The sequence below is a fragment of the Tessaracoccus zhenghani genome (assembly GCF_054552775.1).
The window spans coordinates 1,421,751-1,443,482 of sequence record NZ_CM137275.1 but is presented as its reverse complement, the minus strand read 5'-3'; the positions used below and the strand labels follow the sequence as shown (position 1 = coordinate 1,443,482).

The 21,732-nt window shown below is 68.0% G+C and carries 19 protein-coding genes; 18 read left to right on the top strand and 1 reads right to left on the bottom strand.

Annotated elements, in window-relative coordinates; translation table 11 throughout:
* Nucleotides 1-69: 69 nt before the first annotated feature.
* Nucleotides 70-714: an ABC transporter ATP-binding protein gene (locus ACX1DX_RS06950; RefSeq protein ID WP_076060865.1), complete on the top strand. Its 645-nt coding sequence runs from the start codon at nt 70-72 to the stop codon at nt 712-714.
* 3 nt (nt 715-717) lie between these two features.
* Entirely contained in the window at nt 718-2,349 is a 1,632-nt protein-coding gene (locus ACX1DX_RS06945; RefSeq protein ID WP_459398058.1) for a DUF6297 family protein, read from the top strand.
* A gap of 54 nt (nt 2,350-2,403) precedes the next feature.
* Here ACX1DX_RS06945 and ACX1DX_RS06940 read toward each other — a convergent pair whose 3' ends face one another.
* Nucleotides 2,404-3,636 (bottom strand): isochorismate synthase, encoded by a 1,233-nt coding sequence (locus tag ACX1DX_RS06940; RefSeq protein WP_459398057.1) that lies wholly within the window; start codon nt 3,634-3,636, stop codon nt 2,404-2,406.
* Nucleotides 3,637-3,913: 277 nt separating this feature from the next.
* Between ACX1DX_RS06940 and ACX1DX_RS06935 the strand changes: the two genes are divergently transcribed.
* The 16 genes from ACX1DX_RS06935 (at nt 3,914) to ACX1DX_RS06860 (ending at nt 21,656) form a co-directional block, all read left to right on the top strand.
* Nucleotides 3,914-5,203, top strand: a complete 1,290-nt coding sequence (locus ACX1DX_RS06935) for a geranylgeranyl reductase family protein (protein WP_459398056.1) — start codon at nt 3,914-3,916, stop codon at nt 5,201-5,203.
* A gap of 16 nt (nt 5,204-5,219) precedes the next feature.
* On the top strand, nt 5,220-5,579 hold the full coding sequence (locus ACX1DX_RS06930) for an NADH-quinone oxidoreductase subunit A (protein ID WP_076060858.1): 360 nt from the start codon (nt 5,220-5,222) through the stop codon (nt 5,577-5,579).
* A gap of 12 nt (nt 5,580-5,591) precedes the next feature.
* Nucleotides 5,592-6,146 carry an NADH-quinone oxidoreductase subunit B gene (locus tag ACX1DX_RS06925; protein WP_182763847.1) on the top strand — a complete coding sequence of 185 codons (555 nt, stop codon included), beginning with the start codon at nt 5,592-5,594 and terminating at the stop codon, nt 6,144-6,146.
* Entirely contained in the window at nt 6,143-6,844 is a 702-nt protein-coding gene (locus tag ACX1DX_RS06920) for an NADH-quinone oxidoreductase subunit C (protein ID WP_182763846.1), read from the top strand. The genes ACX1DX_RS06925 and ACX1DX_RS06920 overlap by 4 nt, the downstream gene beginning before the upstream one ends.
* Nucleotides 6,845-6,912: 68 nt before the next feature.
* A complete protein-coding gene (locus tag ACX1DX_RS06915; protein WP_076061023.1) occupies nt 6,913-8,193 on the top strand; it encodes an NADH-quinone oxidoreductase subunit D in 1,281 nt (426 codons plus the stop codon).
* Nucleotides 8,190-8,933 carry an NADH-quinone oxidoreductase subunit NuoE gene (nuoE, locus tag ACX1DX_RS06910; protein WP_182763845.1) on the top strand — a complete coding sequence of 248 codons (744 nt, stop codon included), beginning with the start codon at nt 8,190-8,192 and terminating at the stop codon, nt 8,931-8,933. The genes ACX1DX_RS06915 and nuoE overlap by 4 nt, the downstream gene beginning before the upstream one ends.
* Nucleotides 8,930-10,243: an NADH-quinone oxidoreductase subunit NuoF gene (gene nuoF, locus ACX1DX_RS06905; RefSeq protein ID WP_076060846.1), complete on the top strand. Its 1,314-nt coding sequence runs from the start codon at nt 8,930-8,932 to the stop codon at nt 10,241-10,243. The genes nuoE and nuoF overlap by 4 nt, the downstream gene beginning before the upstream one ends.
* Nucleotides 10,240-12,648, top strand: a complete 2,409-nt coding sequence (locus ACX1DX_RS06900) for an NADH-quinone oxidoreductase subunit G (protein WP_459398055.1) — start codon at nt 10,240-10,242, stop codon at nt 12,646-12,648. Before nuoF ends, ACX1DX_RS06900 begins: the two co-directional genes overlap by 4 nt.
* A complete protein-coding gene (gene nuoH, locus ACX1DX_RS06895; RefSeq protein WP_459398054.1) occupies nt 12,645-13,973 on the top strand; it encodes an NADH-quinone oxidoreductase subunit NuoH in 1,329 nt (442 codons plus the stop codon). The genes ACX1DX_RS06900 and nuoH overlap by 4 nt, the downstream gene beginning before the upstream one ends.
* Nucleotides 13,973-14,533 carry an NADH-quinone oxidoreductase subunit NuoI gene (gene nuoI / locus ACX1DX_RS06890; RefSeq protein WP_076060839.1) on the top strand — a complete coding sequence of 187 codons (561 nt, stop codon included), beginning with the start codon at nt 13,973-13,975 and terminating at the stop codon, nt 14,531-14,533. The genes nuoH and nuoI overlap by 1 nt, the downstream gene beginning before the upstream one ends.
* Nucleotides 14,530-15,351, top strand: a complete 822-nt coding sequence (locus ACX1DX_RS06885; protein ID WP_459398053.1) for an NADH-quinone oxidoreductase subunit J — start codon at nt 14,530-14,532, stop codon at nt 15,349-15,351. Before nuoI ends, ACX1DX_RS06885 begins: the two co-directional genes overlap by 4 nt.
* Nucleotides 15,348-15,647, top strand: a complete 300-nt coding sequence (gene nuoK / locus ACX1DX_RS06880; RefSeq protein ID WP_076060835.1) for an NADH-quinone oxidoreductase subunit NuoK — start codon at nt 15,348-15,350, stop codon at nt 15,645-15,647. The genes ACX1DX_RS06885 and nuoK overlap by 4 nt, the downstream gene beginning before the upstream one ends.
* Before the next feature lie 58 nt (nt 15,648-15,705).
* Nucleotides 15,706-17,562: an NADH-quinone oxidoreductase subunit L gene (nuoL, locus tag ACX1DX_RS06875; RefSeq protein ID WP_459398190.1), complete on the top strand. Its 1,857-nt coding sequence runs from the start codon at nt 15,706-15,708 to the stop codon at nt 17,560-17,562.
* Between the two features lie 20 nt (nt 17,563-17,582).
* On the top strand, nt 17,583-19,094 hold the full coding sequence (locus ACX1DX_RS06870) for an NADH-quinone oxidoreductase subunit M (protein ID WP_459398052.1): 1,512 nt from the start codon (nt 17,583-17,585) through the stop codon (nt 19,092-19,094).
* The gene (nuoN, locus tag ACX1DX_RS06865; protein ID WP_459398051.1) at nt 19,094-20,674 is read left to right on the top strand and encodes an NADH-quinone oxidoreductase subunit NuoN; all 1,581 of its coding nucleotides are present in this window, start codon (nt 19,094-19,096) and stop codon (nt 20,672-20,674) included. The genes ACX1DX_RS06870 and nuoN overlap by 1 nt, the downstream gene beginning before the upstream one ends.
* A 16-nt stretch (nt 20,675-20,690) precedes the next feature.
* On the top strand, nt 20,691-21,656 hold the full coding sequence (locus ACX1DX_RS06860) for a polyprenyl synthetase family protein (RefSeq protein WP_459398050.1): 966 nt from the start codon (nt 20,691-20,693) through the stop codon (nt 21,654-21,656).
* The last annotated feature ends 76 nt before the right edge of the window (nt 21,657-21,732 follow it).

Sequence of the window (21,732 nt, the reverse complement as noted above, 5' to 3'; positions counted from 1 at the left end):
TTCACCTTATCGCTGCCCACCGACGGATGCAGGGACGCCGGTTCGCCCCGGTTGCGGCGATGGTGGACAATGGCGGACGTGGCTAAGAATGACGTCGTACTCCAGGTGGACAACCTCAAGAAGGGCTACGGCCCGGTAACCATCGTGGAGGGCTTCTCCATGAAGGTGCGGGCCGGTGAAGCCGTCGCGCTCACGGGGCGCAACGGCGCCGGCAAGTCGACGGTGCTGCGCTGCCTCGTCGGCGCGGACAGGCCGGATGAGGGCACCGTCATGGTCAACGGGATCAAGGTGTCGGAGACCAACCCGATCATCCGCCGCGATGTGGCCACCGTCATCGACGACCTCGACTTCTTCCCGGACCTCTCCGTCGTGGAACACCTCGACCTGCTCGCCCGTGCGCACGGGCTCGAGCACCCTGACGACCTCGTCGACGAGGTGCTCGAGGAGGTGCAGCTCGTGCCGCAGGCCGGCCAGCTCCCCTCCACCCTGTCGTCGGGCCAGCGGCGTCGCCTGGCGCTGGCCACCGCCTTCGTCCGCCCGAGGCAGCTGCTGGTGCTCGACGAGCCAGAGCAGCGCCTCGACGTGGAAGGTGTCGCCTGGCTGGGCCAGCGGCTGAAGGCCGACATCGCCGGCGGCCTGGCGATCGTGCTGGCGAGCCATGAGCCCTCGCTCCTCGAGGCCATCGGCGCGCGCACCATCCGGCTGGGGGTCTGAGCCTTGAGCACCGCGCACGACCACTTCGACGGCCTGGGGGTCGTCGACGAGAAGCAGCTCAAGCTGCTGATGAAGGACTGGCGACGCGGGCGCGCCGACCGCAGCCTCTGGCAGGCGCTGTCCGACGGCTACGTCATGGTGTTCTCCATCGTGCTGATCGGCGCCATGGTGATCTCCTCGATCGTCCGCGCCCAGCAGGTGGTGGCGATCTGTGACACCGCCGGCTGTCTCGCCGCCCGCGGCCTGCTGCCCTGGGCCTCGGTCGCCGGCATCCTGGCGTCGACGCTGGTGTTGTCGCGCATGTTCGGCCCCGTCGTCGCCTCCGCCGCTGAAGGTTTCTGGCTCATGGACGGCCCCACGGACCGACGGCGGCTGCTGGCCGGCCGCCTGGTCGCGGCCATCGTCCTGGCGCTCGTCGTCGGCGGGCTGCTGGGGGCGTTGATCGCCGCGCTGACGGGATCACCGCTGCCGGAAGTGGGCATCTGGGCGCTGGCCGGGGGCTTCGGCTCCGCAGGCCTGCTCGCGTTCGCCGCGGCCGAGCAGGGGCTCGACCGTCGCTGGGTCGTGACCGTGCTGCAGTGGATGATCGGCGTCATCGCCATCGGCACCCTCGTCCTGCTGGTCTTCGGCGCCGCCGGCTGGATCGACCTGGGCGGGGCCCATCTCATCGCCGTCGAACTCGCCTACATCGTGGCGGGCGTCGGCCTCCTGCTGGTCCTCGTGGCCGGCTTCGTGGCCTACCGCAGGCTCCGCGGGGTCCGTCGTAACCGCCTCACCGCCGGCGGGTCGCTGCTGAGCGGGCTGCAGGGTGCGGCGTTCGCGCTCGAATTCGCCCTGATCCGAGACATCCTCATCGAGGCCAAGGCCCGCGAAAAGGGTCACGTGAAGCCCACCCGCGGCGCCGGCTCCGGCATGACCGCCCTGGTCATGCGCGACGTGCAGCGCCTCTGGCGCCAGCCCATGCGGCTGGTCACGCTGGCGGCCACCGTCGTGGTGCCCTATGCGGTGCAGGCGTTGGGCCTGGCCACCCTGAACCCGCCGTTGTCGGCGCTGGTGCTGGTGGCGGCGCTGATCCCGTTCATGAACTCGCTGCGCGTGCTGACCCGCACCAGGGGCCTGCAGCGCTGCTTCCCGTTCGACCCGGGCAAGGTCAAGCAGGCCGCGATGGTCGTCCCTGGAGTCCTCGCCCTGCTGTGGGCCGTCGCCACGCTGCCTGCGTTCATGGGCGTGGGCGGCGGCGTCACCGTCGAGCCCGTCGCCGCGGCCTCCGCCGCCGTGGTCACCGGCATTGCCGGCTTCCTCGGCGCGGTGCGGTGGGTCTCGGCCCGCCCGCCGGACTACTCCGGACCCATCATGTCCACCGGTTTCGGCGCCATGCCACCCGGCCTGATGTTCTCGCTGCTGCGCGGCCTCGACATGGTGGCGCTCGTCACCCTGCCCATCGTGCTGGGCTGGCCCGTGTGGATTTCGCTGGTCGTCGGCCTCATCGCGTTCATGATCCTGCGCAGCGGTCTTGACCGCGAGCAGCTCATGGAGCAGCAGGAGGAGCAGAAGCGCGAACTCGCCGAGGAACGCCGTCGCCGCGAGGGAACGGCCGCACCGAAGGCGAAGATCAAGGTCCAGCGCAACCGCTGACCGCGCGAGGGGGAGTGTGCGCGCCGTGGGTCAGGCCGCGGCGCGCTTCACCGTTCAGGAGCCGTTGAGACCGAGGGCCTGCAGCATCGGCACGAACTTCGCGCCGGTCTCGGCCAGTTCGGATTCGGGCGAGGAATCTGCCACGATGCCCGCCCCGGCGAACAACTGGATCTCGTTGGGGGTCTCGGGCCTCATCTGGCCGCCGCGCAACGCGATGGCCCATTCCCCGTCGCCGTGGGTGTCCACCCACCCGACGGGCCCGGCGTACCGGCCGCGGTCCAGGGATTCGAGCTCTGAGATCACGTCGAGCGCCAGGTGCGTCGGGGTCCCGCACACTGCGGCACTCGGGTGCAGCGCGGCGGCCAGTGTCATGGCGCTGGCCGCCCCGTCGACCACCCCGGTGATGTCGGTGGCCAAGTGCATCACGTTGGGGAGCTTCAGCACTGAGGGGGCTTCGGGCACGTTCATCGCGTTGCAGTAGGGCGCCAGCGCCCTCGCCACGGATTCGACGGCGAACTCGTGCTCGGAGATGTCCTTGCTGGATTTCGCGAGGCGTGCGGCGAGCCTGATCGGGTCCGCATCCTCGTCGTCGCCCCAGACGGTGCCGGCCAGCACGCGCGACGTGACGAGTCCACCCTCACGGCGGACGAGCAGCTCCGGGGTGGCGCCGATCATGCCGTCCACCAGGTACGCCCAGGTCATGGGGTAGGTGGCCATCAGTTCGCGCAGCACGAACCGCAGGTCGAGCGGGCTGTCGGCACGGGCGATGAGGTCGCGGGCGAGCACCACCTTGTGAACCTCGCCCTTGCGGATCAGCGACACCACCGCTGCCACGATGTCGGTCCAGGCGTGGTCGGCCATGGAACCGCCCAACGAGGTCACGCCTGCCGGGGGCCGGACGGGCTCACCGGGGGAGGGGAGGGTGGCGTTGCCGCGGGCCGGGCCGAGCTTGGTGATCCAGCTGAGCCCGCCGCGCCTGCCGATGATCACCTCGGGGACGGTGAGGACCGAGCGCTCCTCGGACCTGTCGGGGTCGAAGGCGAAGGTGCCCACCGCGACGGGACCGGTGCCGAATTCGCCGAGCACCTCGGAGTCGTGGTCGATCTGGCCGGAGATCTCCTCCCACCAGACGTCGGCGGCGTCCAGCCGGTCGGTTTCGAACCGGGCCACTTCGCCCAGTGCCACAAAGCCGTCGCCGCGGCGCAGGAACGCCGTCGATGGCCCGGTCTCCGGGAGGAATCTCTCCAGGGCCCCGGGGTCGTCGATCGCGACAGTGGTCGCACGCATCCGAGCGCTCCCGAAGTCCAGAATCACCCTCGCGAGCATAGCCGCGACGCTCGCCTGAGGCCATCCAGGCGCCGATATTGGGACCGCCGTCCACAGGCCGGGGAGGGGTGTCTGCGACGCTCGGCCGGTCCCGTAATTTAGCAAGCCCGTCGTGACCAAATACCCAAGTCAGCAGGCGGTTCGCAGTGTAGGCCGCAGTCGGGGCCTTGGTTGGCCGAAATGTCCCGGCACCCCTAGACTGACTCGGTAATCACCGTCGTAGTCGACAGGAGTGTGTATGTCGTTCGCCAACTCTGGCACGGCCCGCCCCACCCACGAATCGGACGTCATCGTCGTCGGAGCCGGACCGGGCGGATCAGCGACAGCCACCTACCTCGCACGGCACGGGCTCTCCGTCACGCTGCTCGAGAAGTCTCATTTCCCCCGGGAGAAGGTGTGTGGCGACGGCCTCACGCCCCGCGCCACCCGCGCCCTCACCCGGCTGGGGATCGACACCTCTGAAGAGGCCGGCTGGATCCACAACAAGGGTCTTCGGGTGCACGGCGGCCATGTCAAGCCGTTCGAGTTGCTGTGGCCTGAACTGACCGACTTCCCGCCCTACGGCGTGCAGCGTCCCCGCTCGGATTTCGACGACCTCCTGGCCCGCCACGCGGTGGCCGCGGGGGCCGAACTCATCGAGGGCGCCAACGTGACCAACGCCGTGCTGGACGACCACACCGGTCGCATCACCGGCGTCGAGACCAAGGACGGCCGCGTCTTCAAGGCCCCCTACGTCGTCGCCGCTGACGGCAACTCCGCGCGGCTGGCCATCTCGATGGGCATCAACAAGATCGACAGCCGCCCCATGGGTGTCGCTGTGCGCACGTACTACACGAGCCCGCAGAGCAACGACGAGTTCCTCGAGTCGCACCTGCAGCTCTGGGACGGCGAGCCCGGTAAGTCCACGCTGCTCCCCGGCTACGGCTGGATCTTCCCGATGGGCGACGGCACCTGCAACGTCGGCCTCGGGGTCCTCAGCACGTCGAAGGGCTTCGGGCAGACCAACTACCGCGACCTGCTGAAGCGGTGGCTGGCCGGCACCCCGGAGGAGTGGGGCTACCGCGACGAGAACATGGTGGGCAAGGTGAGCAGCGCTGCGCTGCCGATGGCGTTCAACCGTCAGCCGCACTACGGCCGCGGGCTCGTGCTCGTCGGCGACGCCGGCGGCATGGTCAGCCCCTTCAACGGTGAAGGCATCGCCTACGCCATGGAGGCCGGCGAACTGGCGGCCCAGGCCTTGGCCGAAGCGAAGTCGCGCGGTGTCGGCACCGCCTCCGCGGAGCGGGCCATGCAGGCCTACCCCGCCGCGCTGAAGGACAGCCTGGGTGGTTACTATCGCCTGGGAATGATCTTCACCAAGCTCATCGGTGACCCGCGGATCATGTACATCTGCACCCGATACGGTCTACCCCGGCCCATGCTCATGCGCTTCGTGATGAAGCTCCTGGCCAACCTGACCGATTCCCGTGACGGGGACGCGATGGACCGGATCATTAACACCTTGTGCAAGGTCGCTCCGTCGGCCTGATCGGAAGGAAACAACGATGAACCCCTATATCCCCATCGTCGGCATGGTGCTGCTCGCCACCGTGTTCGTCGTGGTATCCATGGGGCTGAGCCTGGTCGTCGGACCGGCTCGGTACAACCGTGCAAAGTACGACAGCTACGAGTGCGGCATCCAGCCCACCCCGCAGCCGATCGGCGGCGGCCGGTTCCCGGTCAAGTACTACATCACGGCGATGATGTTCATCGTGTTCGACATCGAAGTGGTGTTCCTGCTCCCGTGGGCGGTCGCCTACAACCAGCTCAGCATGTTCGCGATCATCGCCATGATCGTGTTCATCGTGCTGTTCTTCATCCCTTACATCTACGTCCTGCGCCGCAACGGCCTCGACTGGGAATGATCGGAGATAAACATGGGTATCGAAGACAAGATTCCTAGCGGCATCCTGCTGACCACGTTCGAGGGCGTCTTCGGCTGGGTCCGGAAGGCCTCGTTCTGGCCCGCGACGATGGGCCTCGCCTGCTGCGCGATCGAGATGATGGCCTTCGGCACGCCGCGCTACGACTCCGGTCGGTGGGGTCAGGAAGTCTTCCGCGCCTCGCCGCGCCAGGCTGACCTGATGATCGTCTCCGGCCGCGTGTCGCAGAAGATGGCGCCGGTCATCCGCCAGGTGTACGACCAGATGCCCAACCCCAAGTGGGTCATCTCCATGGGCGCCTGCGCCTCCTCCGGCGGCATGTTCAACAACTACTCGATCGTCCAGGGCTGTGACCACTTCCTGCCCGTCGACATGTACGTGCCCGGCTGCCCGCCGCGCCCAGACATGCTGATCGAGGCGATGTTCAAGCTGCGCGAGAAGGTGCAGAAGCACCCGATCGGCGCCAACATGGACCGTTGGGTCGAGGACACCGAGCAGGCCGCGCTGGCCGCGCCCGCGAAGGTCGAGATGAAGGGTCTCATGCGATGAGCGACGACCAGACTCCTGAGGAGAACCTTCCCGCCACCTCGGGCCTCCCCGCCCAGCAGCCCATCTTCACCAGCAAGGCGGGCATGTGGTCCCGCGGTGCCGGCGACACCTCCGGCTACGGCGGCCTCACCCGCGGCCTCAGCATGCCGGGCCGCACCGAGCCGCCGTTCGACGACCCGTCGGACGCCGTCTACGGCCGGGCCCTGGAACTGCTGCCCGAGGAACTCGGCGGCGCCCGTGTGCTGTTCGACCGCGGTGAGCTCACGATCTACGTTCCGCGCGAGCACCTCGCCGCCGTCGCCCGGACCTTCCGCGACGACGCGTTCCTGCGCTTCGAGGTCTGCGTGTCCGTCTCGGGCGTGCACTACCCGAACGAAAAGGGCGCGGAACTGCACTCCGTGTACCACCTGCTGAGCTACACCCACAACCGTCGGGTCCGGCTCGAGGTCACCTGTCCGGACGAAGATCCCCACATCCCGTCGGTCGTGGCCACCTACCCCATGGTGGATTACCACGAGCGTGAGACCTGGGACATGTTCGGCATCATCTTCGACGGCCACCCGTCGCTCACCCGCATCCTCATGCCGGACGACTGGAAGGGCCACCCGCAGCGCAAGGATTACCCGCTGGGTGGCGTCGACGTCGAGTACAAGGGCGCCAAGGTGCCCGCTCCCGACAACAGGAGGACCTACTCGTGACCCACACCCACGCAACCACCGAAGACGTCTTCGCCGGCACCAGCGAGGAGAAGGTCGATCGCGTCTACCTGGCTCAGGGCGGCGACTGGACCGACATCGCGGCCGAGCAGGCCGAACGTGGTGACGAGACCATCGTCGTCAACATGGGCCCACAGCACCCGTCGACGCACGGCGTGCTGCGCCTGATCCTCGAGATGGACGGCGAGACCGTCAAGTCCATCCGCCCCGGCATCGGCTTCCTGCACACGGGCATCGAGAAGAACGCGGAGTACAAGACGTGGGTCCAGGGCGTGACCTACGTGACGCGCATGGATTATGTCGCGCCGCTGTTCAACGAGGCCGTCTACTGCCTGGCCGTCGAGAAGCTGCTCGGTATCACCGACGACATCCCGGAGCGCGCCAGCGTCATCCGCGTGCTCATGATGGAGCTCAACCGCATCGCCTCACACCTGGTCGCCATGGGCACCGGCGGCATGGAGATCGGCGCGCTGACGGTCATGACCATCGCGTTCCGTGAGCGCGAGATGATCCTGGACTTCTTCGAGGCCATTTCGGGCCTGCGCATGAACCACGCGTTCATCCGCCCCGGAGGCGTGGCCAACGACCTGCCCGAGGATGGCATCAGCCAGCTGCGCACCATCGTGGACTGGCTCAAGAAGCACCTGCCGGAGTACGCCGCCTTCTGCAACGAGAACCCCATCTTCATCGGCCGCCAGTCCGGCGTCGGCGTGATGGACCTCACCGCGGCCACGATGATGGGCATGTCCGGCCCGCCGCTGCGCGCCACCGGCTACGCCTGGGACCTGCGCAAGACGCAGCCCTACTGCGGCTACGAGACCTACGACTTCGACGTCGTGACCTGGGATTCGGACGACGCCTACGGCCGTTTCCGGATCCGGCTGCAGGAGTGCTGGGAGTCCCTCAAGATCGTCGAGCAGTGCATCGACCGCCTCGAGCGCACGCACGGCCAGCCGGTCATGGTGGCAGACCCGAAGATCGCCTGGCCCGCTCAGCTGTCGCTGGGCGCCGACGGTCAGGGCAACAGCAACGAGCACATCAAGCACATCATGGGCGAGTCCATGGAAGCGCTCATCCACCACTTCAAGATCGTCACCGAGGGCTTCCGGGTCCCGGTGGGGCAGGTCTACCAGGCCATCGAATCCCCCAAGGGCGAACTCGCGTGCCACGTCGTCTCCGACGGCGGCACACGCCCCTACCGGGTGCACTTCCGCGATCCCGGTTTCAACCATCTGCAGTCGATCCCGATGATGTGCGAGGGCGGAATGATGTCCGACGTCGTCGTCTCGCTCGCCAGCCTTGACCCCGTACTTGGAGGTGTGGACCGATGAGCGGCCACTTTGCCAGCCACTTCCCAGATTCCGGTTCGGTGGACTACACCGACCAGTCGTCCCAGATCGACGACGGCACCATCGCCGAACTGCGCGAACTGGCGGCCCGCTACCCGCAGCCTCGTTCCGCACTCCTGCCGATGCTCCACCTCGTCCAGTCGGTCGACGGCCGGATCAGCCCCCGGGGCATCGAAGTGTGCGCCGACGTGCTGGGCATCAGCACGGCGCAGGTCTCCGGCGTCGCGACGTTCTACACCATGTACAAGCGCCGCCCCGCCGGCAAGCAGCACGTCGGCGTCTGCACCACCGCTCTCTGCGCGGTGATGGGCGGCGACATCCTGCTCGACCGGGCCAAGAAGCGCCTCGGCATCGACGAGGGTGAGACCACCCCGGACGGCCAGATCTCGCTGGAGCGCCTCGAGTGCAACGCGGCGTGCGACTTCGCCCCCGTGATGATGGTCAACTGGGAGTTCTTCGACAACATGACCCCGGAGAAGGCCGACGACCTGCTGGAGAAGCTGCAGAAGGACGAGGAGGTCGTCTCCTCCCGTGGCGCGACCATCACGTCCTGGCGCGAAGCCGAGCGCGTCCTCGCCGGGTTCCCCGACGGCCGGGCCGACGAAGGGCCCTCCGCAGGTCACGCCTCGCTGGCCGGTGTCGACATCGCCCGTGAGAACGACTGGAAGGCCCCGGCCGCTGACGCGAAGCCGGCCGCCGCCGAGCAGGAGGCCGCACAGTGACCGACCTGCTCACCCCCGTCCTCAGCGAACAGTGGGGCGCACCCAACTCCTGGAAGCTCGCCCGCTACGAGGCCACAGGTGGCTACCGCGCGATGCGCAAGGCCCTGGCCATGCAGCCCGCAGACCTCATCTCGCTCGTCAAGGACGCCAACCTCCGCGGCCGCGGTGGCGCAGGCTTCCCGACGGGCATGAAGTGGTCCTTCGTCCCGCAGGACAATCCCAACCCGAAGTACCTCGTGGTCAACGCCGACGAGTCGGAGCCGGGCACCTGCAAGGACATCCCGCTCATGATGGCCACGCCGCACACGCTGGTCGAAGGCGTCATCATCTCGTCGTACGCGATCAACTGCCACACCGCGTTCATCTACTGCCGCGGTGAGGTCCTGCACGTCATCCGCCGCCTTCAGCAGGCCGTCCGTGAGGCCTACGCGGCCGGCTACCTGGGCAAGAACATCATGGGCACCGGCTACGACCTCGACGTGATCGTGCACGCCGGCGCCGGCGCCTACATCTGCGGCGAGGAGACGGCGCTGCTGGACTCCCTCGAGGGTCGACGCGGCCAGCCCCGCCTCCGCCCGCCGTTCCCCGCCGTCGCAGGTCTGTACGCCTCCCCGACGGTGGTCAACAACGTGGAGTCCATCGCCTCGGTGCCGGCCATCATCAACAACGGGGCTGACTGGTTCCAGTCGATGGGCACCGAGAAGTCCAAGGGCTTCACGCTGTACTCGCTGTCGGGCCACATCAAGACGCCCGGCCAGTTCGAGGCCCCGATGGGCATCACGCTGCGCGAGCTCATCGAGCTCGGCGGCGGCATGCGCGACGGCCACGAACTGAAGTTCTTCACCCCCGGCGGTTCCTCGACGCCGATCCTGACGCCGGAACACCTCGACCTCCCCATGGACTACGAATCCATGGCGGCGGCCGGTTCGATGCTCGGCACCAAGGCACTGCAGATCTTCGACGACACCACCTCCGTGGTGCGCACGACGCTGCGCTTCGTCGAGTTCTACAAGCATGAGAGCTGCGGCAAGTGCACCCCGTGTCGTGAAGGCACCTGGTGGCTCGTCCAGCTCCTGATGAAGTTCGAAGCCGGCACCGCCCGCGAGGGCGACGTCGACAAGCTCCTCGACATCTGCGACAACATCGGTGGCCGCTCGTTCTGCGCGCTGGCCGACGGTGCGGTGGCAGCGGTGACCAGTGCCGTGCGGCACTTCCGCTCCGAGTTCGAGCAGGGCTACCACACTCCCGCCTGGGAAGTGTTCCCGTATGAGAAGAGCGCACTGTTCGCCGCGGAAGGAGACGTGCGATGACCGTCGACGCCAAGACGACCTCGGGTGAGGTGGCTCCGAAGCCCGACCTGGTCACCCTGACCATCGACGGCACGGAGGTGAGCGTCCCCAAGGGCACGCTGATCATCCGCGCCGCCGAGATGATCGGCACCGCCATCCCGCGCTTCTGCGACCACCCGCTGCTGGACCCGGTGGGCGCCTGCCGCCAGTGCATGGTCGACATCCCCGACGCCGGCAACGGCCGAGGGTTCCCCAAGCCCCAGGCCTCCTGCACCATGCCGGTGGCCGAGGGCATGAAGGTCAACACCCAGCGCACCTCGCCCGTCGCCGAGAAGGCGCAGCGCGGCATGCTGGAGTTCCTGCTGATCAACCACCCGCTCGACTGCCCCGTCTGCGACAAGGGCGGCGAGTGCCCCCTGCAGAACCAGGCACTGGCCAACGGCCCCGGTGAGAGCCGCTTCGAGGGCTTGAAGCGCACCTTCCCCAAGCCCGTGGCCATCTCCGCGCAGATCCTGCTGGACCGCGAACGCTGCGTGCTGTGTGCGCGCTGCACGCGCTTCTCCGAACAGATCTCCGGTGACCCCTTCATCGCCCTGGTGGAGCGCGGTGCGCTGCAGCAGGTCGGTACCTACGAGCAGGACCCGTACGACTCGTACTTCTCCGGCAACGTGGTGCAGATCTGCCCCGTCGGCGCCCTCACATCCGCCGCCTACCGCTTCCAGGCGCGTCCCTTCGACCTCGTGTCGAAGGTCACCACCTGTGAGCACTGCGCGTCCGGCTGTGAACTGCGCACGGACCAGCGTCACCACCAGGTCAAGCGTCGCCTCGCGGGCGACAAGCCTGAGGTCAACGAGGAGTGGAGCTGCGACAAGGGCCGCTTCGGCTTCATGTACGGCCGCGGCGACGACCGCATCACCCGCCCGCTCGTGCGCCGCGGGGGAGTGCTGGAGCCCGCGTCGTGGCCTGAGGCCATCGACGCCGCGGTCCAGGGTCTCCGCGCCGCCGGCTCCGCCGTCGGTGTCCAGACCGGTGGTCGGCTGAGCGTCGAGGCGTCCTACGCCTACGGCAAGTTCGCCCGTGCTGTGCTGGGCACCAACAACGTGGACTTCCGCTCGCGTCCCGCCTCTGCCGAAGAGGCAGACTTCCTCGCGGCCCGCGTGGCCGGCAGGGGAGTCGACGAGGCCGTCACCTACGCGGATCTGGACGCCGCCAAGCACGTCGTGCTGGTGAGCTTCGAGCCTGAGGACGAGTCGCCCATCGTGTTCCTCCGCCTCCGCAAGGCGGTCCGCAAGGGGCACCTGAAGGTCACCACCCTCGCGCCGTTCGTCTCCCGGGGCTCCGACAAGCTGTCCGCCACCCTCGTGCCCACAGCCCCCGGCCGTGAAGCCGAGGCGCTGGACGCACTGACGGACCTCGACGCAGGCTCGGTCATCCTCGTCGGCGAACGCGCCGCGGTCCTCCCCGGCGTGCTGAGCGCCGCCGCCGCGAAGGCGGACGCCACCGGCGCCCGCCTGGCCTGGATCCCCCGTCGCGCAGGCGACGTCGGGGCCATCGAGGCCGGCTGCCTGCCGGGCCTGCTGCCCGGTGGTCGCCCGGTGGCAGACCCCGCCGCTCGCGTCGATGTCGCCTCCCACTGGGGCGTCGGCTCGCTGCCCGCTGAGGCCGGTCTGTCGGCCGATGAGCAGTTCACTGCGCTGGCCCAGGGCACGCTCAAGGCCCTGGTGGTCGCCGGTGTGGACCCGCACGACCTGGGAGACCCGGCCACCGCGCTGGCCGGTCTCGAGGCCGCGCAGTTCGTGGTCAGCATCGAGCAGCGCGCCAGCGCCGTCACCTCCCGCGCCGACGTGGTCTTCCCGGCCGCCCTCCTCGAGGAGCAGTCGGGCCACTTCCTGAACTGGGAGCACCGCCACGGCCGCGTCAACGTGATCGTCAAGCAGCCGGTGTCGCCGATGACCGACATCCGCATCCTGGCCGCCCTGGCTGATGCCCTCGGCTCGACGCTCGGCTTCCGCGCCCCGAAGCAGGCCTACACCGACCTCACGGAACTCGGTGCCTGGGACGGCGACCGCCCGGCGGCTCCCGCCGTCGCGACGGCCCCCGCCCATGCCGGTCCGGTCGTCGCGGGATGGCGCGAGCTGCTCGACGCCTCCCAGGGCAACGACTACGAACTGGCGCTGCGTGCCACCGCACGTCCGCCGGTCGCCCGGGTCTCCGCCGCCACCGCTGAGCGGCTCGGTCTGACCGAGGTCGCCACCGTGGAGGCAGCGGGCAGCAGCCTGGTGCTGCCGGTCGACATCGTCCCCGGCATGGTCGACGACGTCGTCTGGGTGCCCGTCAACCCCGGCCTGGGGGAGCGACTCGTCGCCGCCCCCGGTTCGCCGGTCCGCGTCACGGCCGTCACCGTCGTCGAAGGAGCAACGGCATGAACATCTTCATGAACGATCCCTGGTGGTTGATCCTGATCAAGGTGGTGGCGCTCTTCGTCGTCCTCCTCGTCTGGACGATCTTCAACGTGTGGTACGAGCGTCGCCTCGTCGGCAAGATGCAGCACCGCCTCGGCCCCATCATGAACGGCCCCTTCGGCCTCGGCCAGGCGCTCGCAGACGGTATGAAGGCCCTCATCAAGGAGGACTTCCGCCCGAAGAACGCCGACAAGTGGCTGTTCAATATCGCCCCCGTGCTCACCGCGGTAGCCGCCTTCACCTGCTGGACGGTCATCCCGTTCGGTGGGCAGGTGACGATGTTCGGCGTCGAGACCCGCCTCCAGCTCACGGACCTGCCGGTCGCTGCGGTGTTCATCCTGGCCTCGGCCTCGATCGGCATCTACGGCATCGTGCTGGCGGGCTGGGCCGGCAACTCCACCTACTCCTTCCTCGGCTCCATCCGTTCGACGGCGCAGATGATCTCCTACGAGATCTCGATGGGCCTGTCCATGGTCGCCGTGTTCCTGATGGCCGGCTCGATGTCCACCTCGGAGATCGTCGAATCGCAGCGCATCCCGCTGCAGCTCGTCGTGCCGTTCACCGACATCGCCCTGCCGCTCGGGCTGCAGACCTGGTATTTCCTGCTGCTGATCCCGTCGTTCATCATCTACGCCATCGCCATGGTGGGCGAGACCAACCGCGCACCGTTCGACCTGCCCGAGTGTGAGTCGGAACTCGTCTCCGGTTACCTCACGGAGTACTCCGGCTTCCGCTACGCGCTGTACTTCCTCGCGGAGTACATCAACATGGCGACCGTCTCTGCGGTCTGCACGACACTGTTCCTCGGCGGCTACCTGCCGATCTGGCCGCTGAACAACATCGAGTTCTTCAACAACCCGTGGTTCGGCCCGATCTTCTTCATGCTGAAGGTGCAGTTCCTGATCTCGGTGTTCGTCTGGCTGCGTGGCACTCTCCCTCGCCTCCGCTACGACCAGTTCATGGGTCTCGGCTGGAAGGTGCTGATCGAGATCTCGCTGATCTGGATCATCGTGGTGGCCCTGGTCGCCAACACCCAGTTCCGCAACGCCACCCTCGGCCTCGGCCTCGCGCTGCTCATCGTCCTGTGGTGGCTGTTCGGGGGCAAGGACCCGGTGGCCGAACTGCCGGAGCAACGCCCGGTCGTCGAAGAGGTCTACGACCCCTTCGCCGGCGGCTACCCAGTGCCCCCGATGCCCGGGCAGATGCTGCCCGAGCTCGCAGGCGTCGTGCGCGGACCCGCGCAGGACCAGACCATGGCCGAGGTCACCGCAGAAGGGAAGGAAGCCTGATGGGCATCTTCGATCCGTGGGCCGGCTTCGGCATCACGCTCAACACCATCTTCCGCAAGACGTTCACGCAGTCGTACCCGCACAAGAAGGGCGCGGAGAAGGTCACCATGCCGCGCTTCCACGGCCGACACCAGCTCAACCGCTGGCCGGACGGCCTGGAGAAGTGCGTCGGTTGCGAACTGTGTGCCTGGGCCTGCCCGGCGGACGCCATCTACGTGGAGGGCGCCGACAACACCGACGACGCCCGCTACTCGCCGGGCGAACGCTACGGCCACGTCTACCAGATCAACTACCTGCGCTGTATCTTCTGCGGCCTCTGCATCGAAGCCTGCCCCACTCGGGCGCTGACGATGACCAATGAGTTCAAGATCTCCGACGACACGCGGCTGAGCCTGATCTACGAAAAGGAAGACCTGCTCGCGCCGCTGCTGACCGGCATGGAGCAGCCGCCGCACCCCCGTCGCCTCGGCGCGGACGAGCGCGACTACTTCCTGGGGCTGCCCGCGACGGGCACCCCCGACACCCGCACCGGCTCGACGACCACAGGAGCGGCCAAATGATCCCCATGATCCCGCTGGTGACAGCCGGTGAGGTCGCCTTCTGGGTGTGCGCGCCCATCGCGGTGATCTGCGCCCTGATCTTCCTGCTGTCGCGCAAGCCCATCCACTCGGCCATCGCGATGGCCGGCGTGATGGTGGCGATCGCGGTCCTCTACGCGGCCCAGGACGCGCCCTTCCTGTTCGTCATCCAGATCGTCGTCTACACGGGCGCCATCCTGATGATGTTCCTGTTCGTCGTCATGCTGATCGGCGTGGACTCGCTCGACTCGGTCGTCGAAACGCTGAAGGGCCACCGCATCGCCGCCTCGCTGGTGGCGCTGGGCATCGGCATCCTGATGATCTCCGCCGTCGGTCAGTTCACCGTCGGTGGGCAGCCCGCCGGCCTGGCGGCGGCCAACGCCGAGTACGGCGGCAACATCCCGTCGCTGGCCAACAAGCTGTTCGGTGAGTACGTGTTCCTCTTCGAGGCGAGCGCGGCCCTCCTGATCACGGCCGCGGTCGGCGCGATGGTGCTGGCCCACGGCGAGCTCCTCAGCAAGAAGGTCAGCCAGGTGGAGTCCGCTGAACTCCGCAAGCGCGCCTACGCCGAGCTCGGCGAGCACCCCGGCCCGCTGCCCAACTCGGGTGTGTTCGCCCGGCACAACGCCATCTCCATCCCGGCGCTGCTCCCGGACGGGTCCATCGCCGAGAAGTCCGTCTCGCGCACACTCACCATGCGTGGCGTGGTGGTCGACGTGGACGAACTGCGCGCACCCACCTCCTCCGCCTACCAGGCGCTCGAGGGTCGCACGCTTGAGATCGAAGGAGACGACGAATGAGCCCCGAGGGTTACCTGATCCTCTCGGCGATCCTTTTCGCCATCGGCATCGCAGGGTTCCTGCTGCGCCGCAACGCGATCATCGCCTTTCTGAGCATCGAACTGATGCTCAATGCCACGAACCTCGCATTCGTCGCATTCGCCCGATTCCACGGGAACCTCGACGGACTCGTCGCGGCGTTCTTCGTGATGGTCGTGGCAGCCGCTGAAGTTGTGGTCGGCCTGGCGATCATCGTCGCCGTGTACCGGTCCCGTCGCTCGGCCTCCGTCGACAACGCCAACCTGATGAAGCTGTAAGGGGACTACGAGCGTGCAACTTCTTGAATCCGTCTCCGCCCTGTCGAGCACCGGCCTGATGGTCTGGCTGCTGGTGGCCATCCCGCTGGCTTCGGCCGCCTTCCTGCTGCTGGCAGGCCGGGCGACCAACGCCTGGGGCCACTGGCTCGGAACCCTGGCACCCATCGCGTCGTTCGCCATCGGCCTGGTGCTGTTCCTGCAACTCCTCGGGGCGTCCCCCGACGACCGCGCCGTCAACGTCCAGCTGTACGAGTGGATCGCCACCGGCAACTGGTCGGTCGGCGTCGGCTTCCTGGCAGACCAGCTGTCGATCCTGTTCGTCCTGCTGGTCACCGGCGTCGGCTCGCTGATCCACATCTACTCGATCGGGTACATGGAGCACGACGAGCGTCGCCGTCGCTTCTTCGCCTACCTGAACCTGTTCATCGCCGCCATGTTGCTCCTGGTGCTCGCGGACAACTACCTGGTGCTGTTCGTCGGTTGGGAAGGCGTGGGCCTCGCGTCCTACCTCCTGATCAGCTTCTGGGCCCACCGCCCCTCGGCGTCGGCCGCCGGCAACAAGGCCTTCATCGTCAACCGCGTCGGCGACCTCGGGTTGTCGATGGCGATCTTCACGATGCTGGCAATGTTCGGCTCGGTGCGCTTCGAGGACGTCAACGCGGGGGTCGCGAACCTGACGCCCGTCTGGGTCACGCTCATCGGTTTCTTCCTGCTGCTCGGCGCGTGCGGTAAATCCGCCCAGGTGCCACTGCAGTCCTGGCTGCTGGACGCGATGGAGGGCCCCACTCCGGTGTCGGCCCTCATCCATGCTGCGACCATGGTCACCGCCGGCGTCTACCTGGTCGTGCGCTCGCACGTCATCTACGAGGCGGCGCCGATCGCCACGACGGCGGTCGCCATCGTCGGCACGGTCACGCTGCTCTTCGGTGCCTGGATCGGTACGTCGAAGGACGACATCAAGAAGGTCCTCGCGGGCTCGACGATGTCGCAGATCGGCTACATGATGCTCGCCGCGGGCCTCGGCCCCATCGGCGCCTCGTTCGCGATCTTCCACCTGATCACGCACGGCTTCTTCAAGGCCAACATGTTCCTGGGCGCCGGCTCCGTCATGCACGGCATGCACGACGACGTGAACATGCGTCACTTCGGTGCCCTGGCCCGCCCCATGCGGATCACCTTCCTGACCTTCGGGATCGGCTACCTCGCCATCATCGGCTTCCCGTTCCTCTCGGGCTTCTACTCGAAGGACCACATCATCGAGGCCGCCTTCGAGCAGAACGTGATCTACGGCGTGCTGGCCCTGCTCGGCGCCGGCATCACGGCGTACTACATGACACGCCTGATGATGATGACGTTCTTCGGCAAGAAGCGCTGGGAGGACGGCGTCGAGCCGCATGAGTCGCCGCTCGTCATGACGGTGCCCCTCATCGTGCTGGCGCTGTTGTCCATCGTGGCCGGCGTCCTCATGAACGGCTGGATCCAGGACTGGCTGGCCCCGGCCACCGGCCAGGAGCCGCACAACACCCCGCTGATCCACTTCACCACCATCGGCATCCTGACGCTGGCGGTGGTCGTCGTCGGTGTCGCGATCGGTTGGTTCCTGCACAAGGGGGACATCCCGCGCGAAGCGCCGGAGACGAAGAACCCGCTCGTGCACGCGGGCCGCCACGACCTGTACGGCGACGCCTTCAACGAGCACGCCATCATCCGCCCCACCAAGGGTCTGGCAGCCGGCATCGGCGCCTTCGACCACGGTGTCGCGGACGGCGCGGTCATGGGTTCCGCCGCGGTCGCGACCGGAGCGGGTGAATGGTTCCGCAAACTGCAGAACGGCTACGTCCGCAGCTACGGGCTGACCGCAGGGGTGGGCCTCCTGGCCCTCGCCGTCGTCGTTGTCATCGGGCAGCTGGGCTAAGGAGTAACTGAGAAATGACAATGGCATTCCCTCTTCTGACGGTCCTCGGCCTGGTGCCCATCGTCGGCGCGATCGTGCTGTTCTTCGTGAAGGGTCACGTCGGCAAGCTCGTCGGCTACGGCTTCGCGGTCACCACTCTGGTGCTCGGTGTCCTGGCGTTCATCCTGCACACGCAGGACGCCGTGTTGGCCGAGGACGTCTCCTGGATCTCCTCGATCGGCGCGCGCTACGCGCTGGACCTGGACGGGATGGGCGCCATCCTGGTGCTGATGACCGTCCTCATCGTGCCGGTGGTGCTGCTCGCCGAATGGCACACGGGCGATGAGCCCACCTCCCGCTGGGGCGGCTCCACGTTCTTCGCCCTCGCGCTGCTGCTGCAGGGCTTCGCGCTGTTCGTGTTCATGGCCTCGGACATCCTGCTGTTCTACGTGGCCTTCGAGGCGACGCTGATCCCGACGTACTTCCTCATCGGTGGCTACGGCGGCCCCCGTCGCAGCGCCGCCGCGGTCAAGTTCCTGATCTACTCCCTGGCCGGTGGCCTGGTCATGCTGGTCGCGGTGGCGGGCGTCTACGCCGTCACGGCGGCGGCCGGCTCGCCGAGCTTCCTGATCGGCGACCTCGTCGGGCTCGACATCGACACGTCCATGGGCCGCTGGCTCTTCGCGGGCTTCTTCTTCGCCTTCGCGGTGAAGGCGCCGCTGGCCGGGCTGCACACGTGGCTGCCTGATTCGGCCGAGCAGGCCACGCCGGGCACCTCGACGCTGCTCGTGGGCATCCTGGACAAGATCGGCACCTTCGGGATGATCAAGATCTGCCTCCAGGCGTTCCCCGAGGCCAGCCAGTGGGCCACCCCGGTGATCCTCATCTGGGCGATCGTGTCCATGTTCTACGGCGCCCTCATGGCGTTCGGCGCCAAGGACCTGCTGCGCCTGGTGTCCTACACCTCGATCAGCCACTTCGGCCTGATGGTGTTCGGCATCTTCGCGCTGACCAGCCAGTCCATGAGTGGCTCGATCTACTACATGCTGAACCACGGGCTGTCGACCGCCGCGCTGTTCCTCGTCGTCGGGTTCATGATCCGACGCCGCGGTTCCGCAGACATCGACGCCTACGGCGGCGTGCAGAAGGTGGCCCCGGTGCTCTCCGGTGTACTGCTGCTCGCGGGTCTCTCCGCACTGTCGCTGCCGGGCTTCGGCAACTTCGTCGCCGAGTTCCTGGTGCTCGCCGGTTCCTGGCAGCGTTACCCCATCCACATCGCGTTCCTGGTGCTGGCCATGGTGCTGGCCGCCGTGTACGTGCTGCGGATGTACAAGACCACGATGACCGGCCCGGTGACCGAGCAGGTCGCCAGCCATGTCACCACCGATCTCACGCTCCGCGAGAAGGCCGTCGTTGCGCCGCTCATCGCCCTGCTGCTGCTGTTCGGCTTCTTCCCGAAGCCCGTGCTGTCAGTGGCGGACGACGCTGCTCAGGGCACGATGGCGACCGTCGGCGTGACCGATCCCGCCCCGCAGGCTGAGGAAGGCAACTGATGATCAACCTCTTGGAGACGCCGATCCCCGCTCCCACGCTGGAGTGGATGCTGCTGACGCCGCTGTTCATCCTGCTCGGTGTGGGTGCCCTGGGCGTCCTGCTCGAGGGCTTCGTGCCCCGGCACCTCCGCCAGCCGGTGCAGGCGGGTCTGGCCGCGATCGGCATCCTCGCGTCGCTCGGGGTGACCATCCTCAACTGGGTGCAGGAAACACCTTCGCTGGCCGCCATGGGGCTGCTCGCGATCGACGGCCCGACCTACGTCTTCTGGACGCTGCTGCTGGTCGTCGGGCTGGCCGGGGTGGCGCTCTTCGCCGAGCGCCGCGTCGGTGGGGGAGTGTCGGCGTTCGCGTCGTCGGCCGCCACCGTGCCCGGCTCGCCGCTCGAGCGGGAGGCGGACCGCCTCCGTCGTGAGCACACCGAGGTCTTCCCGCTGCTGGTGTTCGCGCTGTTCGGCATGCTGCTGTTCTCGTCCACCAACAACCTGCTGGTGCTGTTCGTGGCCGTCGAGATCCTGTCGCTGCCGCTGTACCTGCTCACCGGCATGGCCCGCCGCCGTCGCCTGCTGAGCCAGGAAGCTGCCCTCAAGTACTTCCTCCTCGGCTCCATCGCCTCGGCGATCATGCTCTACGGCATCTCGTTGCTGTACGGCTACTCCGGCGCCCTGACGCTGGCCGGGATCGCAGACGCGGTCACCGCCGGGACCGGCTCGAAGTGGCTGCTGCTCGGCGGCATGCTGCTGGCATCGGTGGGCCTGCTGTTCAAGATGGGCGCAGTGCCGTTCCACTCGTGGACCCCGGACGCCTACATGGGCGCGCCCACCCCGGTGACGGGCTTCATGGCGGTGGCCACCAAGACCGCCGCCGTGGCCGCTCTGCTGCGCGTGTACTACGTCGCACTCGGCGGACTCGCCTGGGACTGGCAGCTGCTGTTCTCCGTCGTCGCGGTCGTCACGATGCTGGTGGGTGCCACCGCGGCACTCGCGCAGACCGACATCAAGCGCCTGCTTGCCTACTCCTCGATCGCACACGCCGGCTTCATCCTGGTGGGCGTCGTCGGGGCGGTGCAGGCCGGCGACAACGTGTCGGTGGCGTCCGTGGCCGCCGTCGCGTTCTACCTGCTGACCTACGGCGTGGCCACGCTGGGTGCCTTCGCCATCGTCATGATGGTGCGCCGCGCGGGCGGTGAGGCCAACGGCCTCGAGTCCTGGAAGGGCCTCGGGAGGCGCAGCCCGCTCATCGCAGCCCTCATGACCCTGTTCATGCTGAGCTTCGCCGGCATCCCGCTGACCGCGGGCTTCGTCGGCAAGCTGACCGTGTTCGCGTCTGCGTGGGAGGGCGGCTACGGCTGGCTCGTCCTGGTCGCCGTGGTGATGAGCGTCATCGCCGCGTTCTTCTACCTCAAGGTCGTTGTGGCCATGTGGTTCCAGGACGCCGACGAGGCGACCGTGGGCGTGGTCGAGTCCCCGTCTGCCGGGACGTGGGTTGTGCTCGTGGTCACAGGTCTGGCTACGCTGGTCCTCGGCCTCGTGCCGGGCGGCGTGCTCAGCCTGGTTGCCGGTGCCGCACAGTTCATTCGCTGACCCTAGGAGACCCACAGTGGGCAACGACCGGCTCGACGCACGCTTGACCGTGCTCCTCGACGAGTTCGAGGGCAACCTGGTCGAGAGCGCCGTGGCCAGTTCGCCGTTCGTGACCGAGGCTGCCCGCCACATCATCGCGGCGGGCGGCAAGCGGTTCCGTCCGCTGTTGGTCTTCCTCTCCTCCCACTTCGGCGGAGAATCGGACCACGACGACCTCATGCGGGCCGCCATGGTCATGGAGCTCACCCACGTGGCGAGCCTCTACCACGACGACGTCATGGACGTCGCGGACCTGCGCCGCGGCGCCCCGTCGGCCAACCGGCTGTGGGGCAACTCCGTGGCCATCCTCGTGGGCGACTTCCTGTTCGCCCGCGCCTCCACCACGGTTGCCGAGCTCGGTGTCGACTACGTCATGCTGCAGGCAGAGACGTTCTCGCGCCTGGTGCAGGGCCAGATCGCCGAGACCAAGGGCCCCGGCGGGGGCGAGGACCCGCTGGCCCACTACATCCAGGTCATCGCGGACAAGACCGGCTCGCTGATCGCCGCGTCGGCCCGCTTCGGCGGCATGGTGTCCGGCGCCTCCGACGAGGTGCTCACCGCGCTGACGAACTTCGGCGAGGAGATCGGGCTGGTGTTCCAGCTCTCGGACGACCTCATCGACATCACCTCCACCAGCACCGGCAAGACGCCCGGTACGGACCTGCGCGAGGGCGTCCCCACGCTGCCGGTCCTCATGCTGCGGGCGGAGAAGGATGCGGCGGACGCGGACCTGCTCGCCCTGATCGACGGCGACCTCAGCTCCGACGAGGACCTGGAGGCCGCGCTCGAGGGGCTCAAGGCCCACCCCGTCATGGGCCGCGCGAAGGCCGAGGTCGAGCGTCACGCCGACATCGCCCGCGCCCACCTCGCGCCACTGCCCGAGGGCGAGGCGAAGGACGCGCTACTGCAGGTGTGCACGGACCTCGTCGAGCGCACCTCCTAGGCCACGCCCGGCTCGCCGCCCGACGAGGCGGGGCCTAACGGCCGTCCGGGTAGAGTGAGGCGGTTGATTCCCCCAA

Bases quoted from the DNA above. Each gene is read 5' to 3' on its own strand.
- ACX1DX_RS06950 (WP_076060865.1), top strand. From the start codon at position 70: ATGGCGGACGTGGCTAAGAATGACGTCGTACTCCAGGTGGACAACCTC.
- ACX1DX_RS06940 (WP_459398057.1), bottom strand. From the start codon at position 3,636: ATGCGTGCGACCACTGTCGCGATCGACGACCCCGGGGCCCTGGAGAGA.
- ACX1DX_RS06935 (WP_459398056.1), top strand. From the start codon at position 3,914: ATGTCGTTCGCCAACTCTGGCACGGCCCGCCCCACCCACGAATCGGAC.
- ACX1DX_RS06930 (WP_076060858.1), top strand. From the start codon at position 5,220: ATGAACCCCTATATCCCCATCGTCGGCATGGTGCTGCTCGCCACCGTG.
- ACX1DX_RS06925 (WP_182763847.1), top strand. From the start codon at position 5,592: ATGGGTATCGAAGACAAGATTCCTAGCGGCATCCTGCTGACCACGTTC.
- ACX1DX_RS06920 (WP_182763846.1), top strand. From the start codon at position 6,143: ATGAGCGACGACCAGACTCCTGAGGAGAACCTTCCCGCCACCTCGGGC.
- nuoE (WP_182763845.1), top strand. From the start codon at position 8,190: ATGAGCGGCCACTTTGCCAGCCACTTCCCAGATTCCGGTTCGGTGGAC.
- ACX1DX_RS06900 (WP_459398055.1), top strand. From the start codon at position 10,240: ATGACCGTCGACGCCAAGACGACCTCGGGTGAGGTGGCTCCGAAGCCC.
- nuoH (WP_459398054.1), top strand. From the start codon at position 12,645: ATGAACATCTTCATGAACGATCCCTGGTGGTTGATCCTGATCAAGGTG.
- nuoI (WP_076060839.1), top strand. From the start codon at position 13,973: ATGGGCATCTTCGATCCGTGGGCCGGCTTCGGCATCACGCTCAACACC.
- ACX1DX_RS06885 (WP_459398053.1), top strand. From the start codon at position 14,530: ATGATCCCCATGATCCCGCTGGTGACAGCCGGTGAGGTCGCCTTCTGG.
- nuoK (WP_076060835.1), top strand. From the start codon at position 15,348: ATGAGCCCCGAGGGTTACCTGATCCTCTCGGCGATCCTTTTCGCCATC.
- nuoL (WP_459398190.1), top strand. From the start codon at position 15,706: ATGGTCTGGCTGCTGGTGGCCATCCCGCTGGCTTCGGCCGCCTTCCTG.
- ACX1DX_RS06870 (WP_459398052.1), top strand. From the start codon at position 17,583: ATGGCATTCCCTCTTCTGACGGTCCTCGGCCTGGTGCCCATCGTCGGC.
- nuoN (WP_459398051.1), top strand. From the start codon at position 19,094: ATGATCAACCTCTTGGAGACGCCGATCCCCGCTCCCACGCTGGAGTGG.